Annotated in this window: 12 protein-coding genes; 3 read left to right on the top strand and 9 right to left on the bottom strand. The window is 52.2% G+C overall.

Translation table 11 applies throughout. From position 1 onward, the window contains the following. Window positions 1–4: 4 nt before the first annotated feature. From gph to aspS, 7 genes are all read right to left on the bottom strand, one after another. On the bottom strand, window positions 5–667 hold the full coding sequence (gene gph / locus IPK30_01720; GenBank protein ID MBK8102041.1) for a phosphoglycolate phosphatase: 663 nt from the start codon (window positions 665–667) through the stop codon (window positions 5–7). A 3-nt stretch (window positions 668–670) separates the two neighbouring features. Then, window positions 671–1,411: a UPF0149 family protein gene (locus IPK30_01715; GenBank protein ID MBK8102040.1), complete on the bottom strand. Its 741-nt coding sequence runs from the start codon at window positions 1,409–1,411 to the stop codon at window positions 671–673. A 26-nt stretch (window positions 1,412–1,437) separates the two neighbouring features. Continuing rightward, a complete protein-coding gene (gene rimO, locus IPK30_01710) occupies window positions 1,438–2,760 on the bottom strand; it encodes a 30S ribosomal protein S12 methylthiotransferase RimO (protein MBK8102039.1) in 1,323 nt (440 codons plus the stop codon). Window positions 2,761–2,873: 113 nt separating this feature from the next. Then, window positions 2,874–3,323 carry a DUF4124 domain-containing protein gene (locus IPK30_01705; GenBank protein ID MBK8102038.1) on the bottom strand — a complete coding sequence of 150 codons (450 nt, stop codon included), beginning with the start codon at window positions 3,321–3,323 and terminating at the stop codon, window positions 2,874–2,876. A gap of 83 nt (window positions 3,324–3,406) precedes the next feature. After that, on the bottom strand, window positions 3,407–4,027 hold the full coding sequence (gene ruvA, locus IPK30_01700; protein ID MBK8102037.1) for a Holliday junction branch migration protein RuvA: 621 nt from the start codon (window positions 4,025–4,027) through the stop codon (window positions 3,407–3,409). Between the two features lie 32 nt (window positions 4,028–4,059). Then, window positions 4,060–4,581 carry a crossover junction endodeoxyribonuclease RuvC gene (gene ruvC, locus IPK30_01695; protein MBK8102036.1) on the bottom strand — a complete coding sequence of 174 codons (522 nt, stop codon included), beginning with the start codon at window positions 4,579–4,581 and terminating at the stop codon, window positions 4,060–4,062. Between the two features lie 26 nt (window positions 4,582–4,607). Continuing rightward, window positions 4,608–6,401 carry an aspartate--tRNA ligase gene (aspS, locus tag IPK30_01690; GenBank protein MBK8102035.1) on the bottom strand — a complete coding sequence of 598 codons (1,794 nt, stop codon included), beginning with the start codon at window positions 6,399–6,401 and terminating at the stop codon, window positions 4,608–4,610. A 379-nt stretch (window positions 6,402–6,780) separates the two neighbouring features. Between aspS and IPK30_01685 the strand changes: the two genes are divergently transcribed. Further along, a complete protein-coding gene (locus IPK30_01685) occupies window positions 6,781–7,275 on the top strand; it encodes an HU family DNA-binding protein (protein MBK8102034.1) in 495 nt (164 codons plus the stop codon). An 82-nt stretch (window positions 7,276–7,357) separates the two neighbouring features. After that, window positions 7,358–9,085, top strand: coding sequence for a proline--tRNA ligase (locus IPK30_01680; protein MBK8102033.1), 1,728 nt, complete (start codon window positions 7,358–7,360; stop codon window positions 9,083–9,085). A 2-nt stretch (window positions 9,086–9,087) separates the two neighbouring features. Here IPK30_01680 and ttcA read toward each other — a convergent pair whose 3' ends face one another. After that, window positions 9,088–9,930, bottom strand: coding sequence for a tRNA 2-thiocytidine(32) synthetase TtcA (gene ttcA, locus IPK30_01675; protein ID MBK8102032.1), 843 nt, complete (start codon window positions 9,928–9,930; stop codon window positions 9,088–9,090). Window positions 9,931–10,017: 87 nt separating this feature from the next. Between ttcA and IPK30_01670 the strand changes: the two genes are divergently transcribed. Further along, window positions 10,018–11,655 carry an NAD+ synthase gene (locus IPK30_01670; protein MBK8102031.1) on the top strand — a complete coding sequence of 546 codons (1,638 nt, stop codon included), beginning with the start codon at window positions 10,018–10,020 and terminating at the stop codon, window positions 11,653–11,655. A 76-nt stretch (window positions 11,656–11,731) separates the two neighbouring features. Here IPK30_01670 and IPK30_01665 read toward each other — a convergent pair whose 3' ends face one another. Next, the gene (locus tag IPK30_01665) at window positions 11,732–12,628 is read right to left on the bottom strand and encodes an outer membrane protein assembly factor BamD (protein ID MBK8102030.1); all 897 of its coding nucleotides are present in this window, start codon (window positions 12,626–12,628) and stop codon (window positions 11,732–11,734) included. Between the last annotated feature and the right edge of the window lie 45 nt (window positions 12,629–12,673).

Below are 12,673 nucleotides of genomic sequence, written 5' to 3'. Positions count from 1 at the left end.
ATCATCAATCAACCAGTCGGGGTTTGTCGCAGCGACAGTCCCGCCGTGGTTGTAGCCATAAGACACACAGCACTTTCATCCCCGCATTTCTCGCGCTTTTCACATCGGTTTCTGAATCGCCAATCATCAGTGTGCGCTCAATAGGTGTGGTGAGTTTTTCACAGCAATACAGCAGCGCAACTGGATCTGGTTTGCGCTGCGGAAACGAATCGCCGCCAATCACAATAGAGAAATATTCTGCTAGGTCAATGTGTTTGAGCAGGGCATTGGCGAGATGTATGGGTTTGTTGGTTACACAAGCCATTTTTTTATTGAGTTGTTGGCAATGTAAAAGAAATTCTTGCACGCCAGAAAAAATTCGCGTTTCTGGTCCGTTATGTTGTGCATAGTGCACCAAAAAATCCTCGTGCACCGCGTTGAGAAGTTCAATGTCAGCGCAGTTCGCGGCAAACAGTACGGCGCGTTCAATCAGTTTGCGCGAGCCATTGCCCACCCAGCTGCGCACACGCTCCAAACCGGCGGCTGACCAGCCTCTGGCGGTCAGCGTTTCATCAATAGCAGCGGTGATGTCTGGCGCGCTATCGACCAGTGTGCCGTCGAGATCGAACAGCAGTAAATCAAATGCGGCCAAATCAAATGTAGATAGATCGAACGGATGGTTTGGCATTGCTTAATCGTCATTCGCTGCGTGTATGCAGCAGTTTTTGTATTTTTTTCCGCTGCCGCAGAAGCAGGGATCGTTGCGCCCAATTTTGGGTTGCTCGCGGCGGTAGGGTTCTTGCGGCTCTTGCAACATGTCTGATAACAGGCAGCCGCACTCGGCGTAATTCATCATGACCCAAGGCAGTTGCTCGGCAATTTCTGCCATAGACGCGAGAAAAACTTCGGCGGATTCTTCGCTGTCTTCCAACGCGCCGGCAATATCGGCAAACAGCGCAGCGATGCTCAGTGTGCTGTCGACTTCTTCCACAATATCAAATATGCCGTCTTCGGTTTTCACTGGTTCGGTTTCTTCTAGCAAGGTATTCCACGCTTCTTCTTGCCAGTAGTGCGCTTTTAACAAACCGTTGCACCACGCGGTTAATGGCCAGCGTTGCTCTTCGTTTTCGTGCCAGTTGTATTCGCTAGTGGATAATTCTGAATCATCGTCACCGATGCGTTCGTATTGCTCTTCTAATAAAGCCAATAACAAGCCGGTAATTTTGTCGCCTTCTGCATCGTCGGCGTAATTTGCATCATCACCTTCAAACACGAAGGGCAGCCAGTCTTCATCTTCAATGTCAGCAGGTGTGCTGGCGATGCCCCACAAAAATCCGCGCACTTCGGGCAGTGTCATGGTGTTGGTGGGGCGGGCAGATGCTTCAAGAAAATCGCTGAGGGTTTTGAGTTGTGCGGTAGTGAGGTAAGCCATAAAAACTCGCTATTAAAAAATCTGGATTAAATTAAAGATGCCCAAAGGTCGTATTCGTCGGCTTCATCGACACGCGCACGCACAATTTGCCCCGCCTGCAAGTGCGTAGCGTCATTGAGGTATACCGCACCGTCTATTTCTGGTGCGTCGGCCTTGCTGCGACCAATTGCGCCATCTGCATCCACTTCATCAATCAACACATCAATTTCGCAGCCAATTTTTTGCTGCATTTTTGCTGCAGAAATTTTTTGCGCGGTGGCCATAAACCGTTCCCAACGATCCTGCTTGATGTCATCCGGCACGGCGTTGGGCAGTGCATTCGCTGTGGCGCCTTCCACGGGCGAATATTGAAAGCAGCCGACGCGATCTAATTGCGCGACTTCCAGCCATTGCAGCAGTTGCTGGAAATCGTCTTCAGTTTCGCCGGGGAAGCCGACAATAAAGGTAGAGCGCAGGGTGAGATCAGGGCAGATGCTGCGCCAGCGTTGAATGCGCTCCAGTGTTTTTTCGCCGTGCGCGGGGCGCTTCATGGCTTTTAACACCGAGGGTGAGGCATGCTGAAACGGAATATCGAGATAGGGCAGGATTTTTCCTTGCGCCATCAAGGGAATTACATCGTCGACATGCGGATACGGGTAGACATAGTGCAAGCGCGTCCATACGCCGAGTGAGCCGAGTGCTTCGCACAATTCCAGCATGCGCGTTTTGATCGGCTGTCCCTGCCAGAAGCCGGTGCGGTATTTCACATCCACGCCGTAGGCGGAAGTGTCTTGTGAAATCACCAGCAACTCTTTCACGCCGGCTTGCACCAGTCGCTCGGCTTCGTTCATCACATCGCCTATCGGACGGCTGACTAAATCACCGCGCATGGAAGGGATGATGCAAAAAGTGCAGCGATGGTTGCAGCCTTCGGAAATTTTTAGGTAGGCGTAGTGGCGCGGCGTGAGCTTGATGCCTTGTGGCGGCACTAAATCTATCAGTGGATTGTGCGTTTTTGGCGGCGGCACATATTCATGCACGGCGGCCATCACTGGCTCGTATTGCGCCGCGCCGGAGATGGACAAAATGTTGGGGTGTGCCTGCTTGATGCGCTCGGCATCTGCGCCGTTGCCCATGCAGCCGGTGACAATCACGCGGCCATTGGCGTTCATGGCTTCGCTGATGGCATCCAGCGATTCCTGTTTGGCGCTGTCGATAAAGCCGCAGGTATTCACCACCACCACATCAGCGGCCTCGTAGGTGGGCACTACATCGTAGCCTTCGAGTTTTAGTTGCGTGAGGATGCGCTCGGAGTCCACCAATGCCTTGGGGCAGCCGAGACTGACGAAACCGACTGTGGGGTTGGACATGGAGAATACCGGCGTGGGGCGGGCGGGCAGTTTAACCGATGCGTCTGCATGACCTGAAACGAAAACACCCCAGCGAGCTGGGGTGTCTGTAGAGCGACCAATAAGTCAGCAACTTATGATTTTTTCTTCTCACAAGTCTCTTTGATGTATTTTTCCAGCTCCAACACTTTGGCAGCTTGTTCTTCTGGGGTCAGCACGCGCTCCTTGCCGTCTTTATCCACCATGCGCACACGGCCGCGTTCTTTCAGGGTTTTGAGCTGTGTTTCAACCTTGCCGCACTTCTCCTGCTCCTGCTTTTCCAGCTTCTTGGTTTGGTCTTCTATTTCTTTTTTGTGCGCCTGCTCTTTTTTGCCTTCTTCAGTGTCGGCGATGGCGGCATTGGGGTCATAGACCGTGCTGCTGCCGCCGTAAGTGCTGACCTTTTCAGCTTTTACGCCAACAGGCGGTTGTTCAGCATATTGCGTTAGGCCATTTTCGTCCGTCCATTTGTAATAGTCCTTGGCGAAGGCTTGGCTCGCCATAAAGCTGAGGGCTAGACCGGCGATGATGAGTGCGCGTTTCATGTGAGGATGGACTCCTTGCGTCGATAAGGTATTGATTCGTTCAGGATAATACGCTGTGACCTGCGAAAGTTAAAGCCAGCGCATCAGCGTGCCAACATCTGTTTCAAGGCGAGGCGTATCAGCTCCTCGCTGCTATCCACCGTTTGCGACTTGAGTATCGCCTGCACCATTTTCTCGGCTTCCTGTGGTTTGTAGCCCAACGCCAGCAGCGCACTCTCTGCATCTTCACGCACGGAGGGTGCTGCTGTGCTTGCGGCCGCGCGCGTGTTGGTGAGTGATTCGGTGTTGTTGTTACTGTGATGGTGACTGATACGGTCGCGCATCTCTACCAGCAGCCGTTCGGCGGTTTTGCGGCCTATGCCAGGCACTTTGGTGAGTGTGTTGATCTGATTGTTTTGGATGCAAAGCACCAGCTCGCTGGCGTCCAGCGCCGACAAAATCGCCAATGCCATTTTGGGGCCAAGACCGTTGATACGAATCAGTTCGCGAAATAATTCACGCGTAGATTTATCGATAAAGCCGTACAGCAATTGTGCGTCTTCGCGCACCACAAAATGGGTGTGCAGATGAATATCACTGCCCAATGCCGGTAATTGATAAAAAGTGGTCATCGGCGCGTGCACTTCGTAACCCACGCCTTGCACATCCACAAGCAGTAGAGGTGGGTGTTTTTCCAATAGCGTGCCGCGCAGTGAGCCAATCATTTATTTTTTCCTTGTGCGAAACAGATGTCTATTCATCGTATGCGACCGCGCCGAAATTTCCCCGCCGATTCCGCTGCGTGGATGAGTGTTTTTTGCGTGTGCGCGTGACATAGAGCCACGGCCAAGGCATCGGCGGCGTCTTCTTGCGGATCGCCTGCAAGTGACAGCAGTGTTTTTACCATGTGCTGCACTTGCAGTTTGGTGGCCGCGCCTGTGCCCACCACCGACTGTTTCACTTTGCGCGCTTCGTATTCCGCCACGGGCAAATGATGGCTTACGGCGGCGACAATCGCCGCGCCGCGCGCCTGCCCCAGTTTTAAAGCAGAGCCAGCACTTTTGGCCATGAATACATTTTCCACCGCGACTTCTTGCGGTTGAAATTGCTGAATGATTTCGTTGAGCGATACAAAAATCGTTTTCAGTCGTTCAGGCAGTGCAGTGTCGGGAATGCGAATCACGCCGCTACTGATGTAATGCGTGCGCGAACCATCCAAGCGAATGATCCCAAACCCTGTTTTGCGCGAGCCGGGATCAATGCCGAGGATGATGGTCATGCGTAGTTCGCGCCATCAAAAAAGTATCAGGCTTTTTCGTCGGCTTTGGGTTTTTCGCGCAGACGAATATGCAGCTCGCGCAACTGGGCGTTGTCTACCGTGCCCGGCGCATCGGTCATTACGCACGCAGCCGTTTGTGTTTTCGGGAAGGCGATCACTTCGCGAATGGATTGCGCGCCCAACATCAACATAATCAAACGATCCAAACCGAAGGCCAAACCACCGTGTGGAGGGCAGCCGTATTTCAACGCGTCGAGTAAGAAGCCAAACTTTTGACGCTGTTCGTCTTCGCTGATGCCGAGTATGCGGAACACATTTTGCTGCATGTCTTGATCGTGAATACGAATCGAACCGCCGCCGAGTTCAGTGCCGTTTAACACCATGTCGTAAGCGCGCGACAGTGCTGTTGCAGGGTTGGCGGCGAGTTCTGCGGTGCTGCAAGAGGGCTGCGTGAAGGGGTGGTGCAGCGCAGCGAGGCGACCTTCGTCAGCTTCAAACATTGGGAAATCTACTACCCACAGCGGTGCCCACTGGCAGGTGTACAAGTTCAAATCTGCACCGAGTTTGCAGCGCAGCGCGCCGAGGGCATCGCACACAATTTTGGTTTTGTCGGCACCGAAGAAAATCACATCGCCGTTTTGTGCGCCGAGACGCTCAATCACACCCTGCAGGGCTTCATTGGACAAGTTTTTCACGATGGGCGATTGCAAGCCGCTGCCTTCGCCGTTGTGAATATTGCTCACATCGTTGACTTTGATCCACGCCAAACCTTTCGCACCGTAAATCGAAACAAAATTGCCGTATTCGTCAATTTGCTTGCGCGTCAGTTTTTCACCGCCGCTTGGCACTTTCAGTGCCGCCACGCGGCTGCCGGCATCGTTAGCGGGGCCGGAAAATACTTTGAACGCGACATCTTTCATTAAATCGGCAACATCGACGATTTCCAGCGGGATACGCATATCCGGTTTATCGCTGCCGTATCTGCTCATCGCCACGCTGTAGGGCATGGAAGGGAAATCGCCCAAATCCACCAACAACACTTCGCGGAATAAATCGCGGATCATGGTTTCTGCAATGTGCATGATGTCTTTTTCGTCGATGAAAGACGCTTCAATATCAATTTGCGTAAATTCGGGTTGGCGATCGGCGCGCAAATCTTCATCGCGGAAACATTTAGCAATTTGGTAGTAGCGATCCATGCCCGCCACCATCAACAACTGCTTGAACAACTGCGGCGATTGCGGCAGCGCGAAAAACTTGCCGTCGTGTGTGCGGCTAGGCACGAGATAATCGCGTGCGCCTTCGGGAGTGGCGCGCGTGAGTATCGGTGTTTCAATGTCGAGAAAGCCCTGCTTTTCTAGGCTCTGGCGCACGATGGATGTGACCTTGGCACGAAATTGCAGGTTGCGCGCCATGTCGGGGCGGCGCAGGTCGAGATAGCGATAGCGCAGGCGCACATCTTCGCCAACTTGAGTGTAGGTATCGAGTTGGAACGGCGGTGTTTCGGCGCTGTTCAAAATTTCCAGCGCGGTGGCATAGATTTCGATTTCACCCGTGGGCATGTTGGGATTGATCGTGCCAGCAGAGCGTTCACGCACTTTGCCGGTAACTTTCAGTACAAACTCGCCGCGCACACGGTCGGCTAAGTGGAAGTATTCGCCAGCATCGGGATCAAACACCACTTGCACAATACCGGCGCGGTCGCGCAGATCGACAAAAATCACACCACCGTGATCGCGGCGGCGATCCGCCCAGCCGCACAGAGTGATGGTTTGGCCGACATGAGCCTTGTTGATATCGCCGCAATAGTGGCTACGCATGGTGCAAATTCTCCGCTGGATGAGGCACTGCTGTCTGCTCGGCAGTGGGGCAAAAATTATACCTGAGAAATTCCGATGCTCGTGCTGTGTATGGGTGAGTGCAGCGCAGTGAATGGCGGCTGCTTGCTGTCAAAAGTAGCGGTAAAACAGTGTTATTTTGGTCGAGAGGATTTAAAAAGCCTGTTTTTTGCGGTTTTTTTGCAAAATGCGCGGCTGATATCTTGCTAGGTTTAGGGGAATCTTATATATATACGAGCCATCGTAAATGTCTGCTCTGTTTTTTTGAGGCGTTTTCGATAGGTAGAGCAGTTAGAAGTATAAAAAACTAAACGAGTGAAACATCCAACCATACATCAACTTCTGTTGAGAGGAACTGAACATGGCCGCTAAAAAAGCCCCTGCCAAGAAAGCCGCTGCTAAACCAGCTGCTAAAAAAGCTCCAGCCAAGAAAGCTGCAGTGAAGCCCGCTGCTAAAAAAGTTGTCGCTAAAAAAGCGCCAGCCAAGAAAGTGGTAGCGAAGAAAGTTGCCGCACCAAAAGTAGCCGCTAAACCCGCTGGTCCAGTTAAAGCGCGTTACAACAAGAGCCAGATCGTGCAAGAGATTGCAGACTTCACCGAAGTAGCTCGTAAAGAAGTGGGCAAGGTGTTGGCGCATCTGGAAGATATCATCGCGCGTCATGTGTCACCTAAAGGCCCAGGTGAGTTCGTGTTGCCAGGTATCTTGAAGATCAATGCTGTTAAAAAGCCTGCCAAAAAAGCGCGTAAAGGCGTCAATCCATTCACTGGCGAAGAAGTGATGTTCAAAGCCAAGCCAGCGAGCACCGCTGTTAAAGTGCGTCCGCTGAAAAAACTGAAGGAAATGGCTGCTAAGTAACAGCTAGCCTTCAAAACAAAAGCCGGAATAGCTAAGCTGTTCCGGCTTTTTTATTGCCCTCTCTGCCCCTCGGATTTTGATTATGCGCGCCAGCCAGTATTTGCTCCCTACCTTGAAAGAAACGCCTGCCGATGCCTCGGTGGTCAGCCATCAACTGATGTTGCGCGCAGGCATGATCCGCAGATTGGCTTCTGGCTTGTATACATGGCTGCCGCTGGGTCTGCGTGTACTGCGCAAAGTAGAGCGCATTGTGCGCGAGGAAATGGATAAAAGTGGCGCGCAGGAAGTGTTGATGCCAGTGGTGCAGCCCGCCGAGCTGTGGCAAGAATCCAAGCGTTGGGAACAGTACGGACCGGAGTTGCTGCGCGTGCGTGATCGCCACGACAACGCGTTTTGCCTCGGCCCTACACACGAAGAAGTCATCACCGATTTAATTCGCAATGAGATCAGCAGTTACAAACAACTGCCTGCCAATTTTTATCAAATCCAAACCAAATTTCGCGATGAAATCCGTCCGCGTTTTGGCTTGATGCGTGCGCGTGAATTTCTGATGAAAGATGCCTACTCTTTTCACAGCTCACAAGATTCCCTGCAAGCGACTTACGATGTGATGCACGCCACTTACTCCGCTATTTTTACGCGTTTGGGTTTGGATTTCCGCCCTGTGTTGGCAGACACCGGCTCTATCGGCGGCAACAGCTCACACGAATTTCATGTGTTGGCAGAATCGGGTGAAGACGCCATCGCGTTTAGTGATAGCAGCGATTACGCCGCCAATATCGAAAAAGCAGAAGCTTTGGCACCTTCAGGTCAGCGCGCAGCACCCGCGCAGACTTTGCAAAAAATTGCCACACCCAATCAGCACAGCATTGCAGAAGTCAGCGCATTTTTGAAAGTAGACACCGCGCAAACGGTCAAAACACTGCTGGTGTTGGCCGATACAGAAGAAGGCAAACCTACACAATTAGTGGCATTGGTATTGCGCGGCGATCATGCACTGAATGAAATCAAAGCAGAGAAATTATCTGGCGTAAAAGCGCCTTTGACGATGGCAAGCGATGCGCAAATTGTGGCGGCAGTGGGCTGCAAAGCAGGTTCCATTGGCCCTGTGGGTTTGTCGCTTCCTGTAGTTGTGGATCGCAGTGCTGCGCAGTTAGCTGATTTTGTGTGCGGTGCGAATGAAGACGGTTTTCATCTCACAGGTGTGAATTGGGAGCGCGATTTGCCATTAGTGCGTGTGGAAGACCTGCGCAATGTGGTGGCGGGCGATGCCAGCCCAGACGGCAAAGGCAGCTTGGTGATTAAGCGCGGCATTGAAGTTGGGCATATTTTTCAGTTGGGTACAAAATATTCTGAGGCTTTGAAAGCGACTTATCTCGACGATCAAGGCAAAGAACAGATCATGACCATGGGTTGCTACGGCATCGGTGTGTCGCGCGTGGTGGCATCAGCGATCGAACAAAACAACGACGAGCGCGGCATTATTTGGCCGGAAGCGATTGCGCCGTTTCAAATTGCGCTGATTCCGATCAACAAACACAAATCACCAGAAGTTAGCGATGCTTGTGAAAAGTTGTATGTGGATTTGCAAGCCGCTGGCTTTGATGTGCTGTACATGGATGAAGACAAAGCACGCTTGGGTGTGATGCTGGCTGATGTGGAGTTGATCGGTATTCCACATCGCCTCGTGGTGGGCGATCGCGGTTTGCAAGATGGGCAAGTGGAATATCGTCATCGCCGCGCCAGCGATAATGAAATGCTGGAACTGGCAAGCGTGGTGGAGACGCTCAAGCAGCGTAGTGCTGCTTGAAGTTAAGAAATATCTACCGCGTTCACCAATTGTGGTCGCGCTGCACTGCGATCCAGTAATAAATCGGCAAAGTTAAACAGTGTGGTGTCGCCCAGTTGTGAAGGGGCAACATTGCAAATCGCTGAAAAAATGGATTCCACGCGCCCCGGAAATTTTTTATCCCAGCCGCGCAGCATTTCTTTGATCGCCTGTCGTTGCATGTTTTCTTGCGAGCCGCACAAATTGCAAGGAATGATAGGGAAGGCTTTGATGGTGGCGAATTCTTCAATGTCCTCTTCGCTGCAATAGGCGAGCGGGCGTATCACGATATTGCGTTTATCGTCTGACAATAGTTTTGGCGGCATGGCTTTCAATTTGCCGCCGTAAAACAAATTGAGGAACAGGGTTTCAATAATGTCATCGCGGTGGTGGCCGAGTGCAATTTTTGTCGCGCCAATTTCTTCAGCAAAACCGTACAGCGAGCCACGGCGCAAACGCGAACACAAACCGCAGTAGGTTTTTCCTTCCGGCACGATGTCAGTGACGATGCTGTAAGTGTCTTTTTCCAGAATGTGGAACGGCACACCGATAGACGATAAATAAGTGGGCAGCACATCTTCAGGAAAGCCCGGCTGTTTTTGGTCGAGATTGACGGCGATTACTTCAAATTTTACCGGCGCAGTTTTTTGCAAATTGAGCAAAATATCGAGCAGGGTGTAGGAATCTTTGCCGCCAGACAAGCACACCATGATGCGGTCGCCGTCTTCGATCATGTTGTAATCGGCAATGGCTTGCCCCACCTGAAGGCGTAGGCGTTTTTGCAACTTGTTGAATTCGACGCGATGGGGGCGTGGATCCGCTGTCATGGCTACCTCCGCAGGGGCGTCCATTTTACGGGCTGGCCAGCGCATTTCCATTACAATCGCGCCCAAATTCCCGCATTCAATAGACTCATGGCCCACATCAGCATCACTCTGGCTCAAATTAACCCCGTGGTGGGGGATATCCCTGGCAACACACGCCGCGTGCTGGACGGCATTGCGGCGGCGCGCGAGCAAGGTGCGCGTGCGATTGTGTTTCCGGAATTGGTGCTGACCGGTTATCCGCCGGAGGATTTATTGCTGCGCCCCAGTTTGCAGCTGCGCATAGAAAAAGCTTTAGCGGAAGTCGCGCAAGCAGCGACAGATGTGTATGTCATCGTCGGTTATCCGCTCGCAAAAGATGGACAGTTATTCAACGCCGCAGGCGTGTTTTTTAATGGCAAACAACTGACTGAATATTGCAAACAAGAGCTGCCGAATTATCGCGTATTTGATGAAAAGCGTTATTTCACAGCAGGCGAGAAAATCTGCGTGTTTGATCTCGACGGCGTGCCAACCGCACTGTTGATTTGTGAGGATATTTGGCAAGAAAAACCTGCGCAGGCAGCGCGTGATGCGGGTGCAGAATATTTGCTGGTGCTGAATGCATCGCCGTTTCATATAGATAAGCAGCATGAACGCGAAGCGATGTTAGCAGCGCGCGCACGAGCAGTATCTCTGCCGATTTTGTATTGCAATGCAGTCGGCGGCCAAGACGAATTGGTGTTTGATGGCGGCTCCTGTGCGGTGTCGACTCAAGGCGAAGTGATTGCGCGAGCAGCTTTGTTTTCAGAAACACATTTGTCTGTTGTCATCGACAAAAAAACAGAGGGCGTGCAGTTGTCTGCATCAGCGCCGCTGGCAACGATTCCAGACATCGATGCCGCAATTTACAGCGCGCTGGTGTGTGGCGTGCGCGACTATGTGAATAAAAATGGCTTTCGCAGTGTGTTGCTCGGTTTGTCGGGCGGCATAGATTCTGCATTGACGCTGGCGATAGCGGTGGATGCACTCGGTGCAGAGCGCGTGGAGGCGGTGATGATGCCGTATCACTACACTGCCTCTATCAGTGTGGAAGATGCAGAAGCAGAAGCACGCACACTCGGCGTGAAATATTCGGTGATGCCGATAGAAGCAGCCGTGAATGCGTTTACGACTATGTTGGCGAGTAGTTTTGCGGAACTGCCAGCCGCAGCGCATGACACCACAGAGCAAAACTTGCAGGCGCGTTGTCGCGGTGTAACGCTGATGGCACTTTCAAATCGCAAAGGCAGTTTGGTACTGACCACCGGCAATAAAAGTGAAGTTGCAGTTGGATATTGCACGCTGTACGGCGATATGGCGGGCGGTTTTGATGTGCTGAAAGATGTGTTGAAAACGCGTGTGTACGCCTTGTGCCGCTATCGCAACAGCATTGCACCGGCAATTCCGCAGCGCGTGATTGATCGCCCACCTTCAGCAGAATTAGCGCCCGATCAAACCGATCAAGACAATTTGCCGGCGTATGAAATACTGGATGCTATTTTGCAGCGCTATGTTGAGCGCGATGAAAGCGCGGAGCAAATTATTGCGGCAGGATTTTCAGAGCAGGATGTGAATCGCGTCGTGCGTTTGGTGGATCTCAACGAGTACAAACGCCGCCAAGCGGCGATAGGGCCGCGTATTACCGAGAGAGGTTTCGGTCGCGATCGACGCTATCCGATCACAAACAGTTGGACGCTGACAGATTGAGTCGCGCCGAGGCGGCGCTCCTACAAAAATGACATATTGGTTGTTGTAGGAGCGGCACCTTGCCGCGACGGATGGATCAATCGCCGCGATAGCTGAGCGTTTCGTTGTTGTAGAACTTGCGGGTGTCGAAACCAATAGGCGCTTGGCTGCCCAGCAAACCGGCAGTGGCAACATTTAGCCAAGAGCGGCGTTCGTTTTCCATATTGGTTTGATACTGGAACGAACCGTCTTTGTTGAGGTGTGGGTAGTCAGGGTAATTGGCTTTTAACACAGTCAGTGTTTTGTCTGACAAGTCATCCAATTCCATCAAGTAGTAGCCTTGTACCATCACAGCGAGTGCATCGGGCATGGCTGGAGCTCCTTGGAAGTTTTCCACCACATAGCGACCGCGGTTGGCGGCAGCCAACCATGCGCCGCGTTTGAATAAATAATTGGCGACATGGATTTCGTAGCGTGCTAACAAGTTGCGCAAAAACACCATGCGTTTGCGTGCATCCGGCGCGTACTGACTGTTGGGAAAACGCGTCAGCAAGTCGTTAAATTCAGCGAAGGATTTACGCGCAGCACCGGGGTCGCGGTGTGTCATGTCGGTGGGCATAAAGCGTTCAAGCACGCCTTGATTTTCAACAAACGAAGACAATCCGCGCATGTAGTAGGCGTAATCTACTTGCGGATGTTGTGGGTGCAGGCGCACAAAGCGATCGGCTGCTGCTCCTGCTGCTTCATGTTCGCCGCTTTCGTAGTAGGCGTAGATGATGTTCAGCTGCGCTTGATCGGAGTAAGAGCCAAACGGGTAGCGCGCTTCGAGAGCTTGATAGAACTCCACTGACTTGTCGTAGCGACCGTCCTGCGCATTGCTCTGGGCTTTTTGATACAGCTCGGCCTCGGTCAAATTGGGATCGATCTCGGCCTTGTTACCAGAACAGGCGGTTAACAACAGGGCGAGCAGTAGGGTGGTGGCGATCTTGTACATAGTGTCGTCAAGGAGGTCTTTTCAGGAAGCGGCTATTTAACCACA

The organism is Cellvibrionales bacterium (genome assembly GCA_016713115.1).
Lineage (GTDB): Bacteria > Pseudomonadota > Gammaproteobacteria > Pseudomonadales > UBA7239 > UBA7239.
This window is presented reverse-complemented; position numbering and strand designations above follow the sequence as displayed.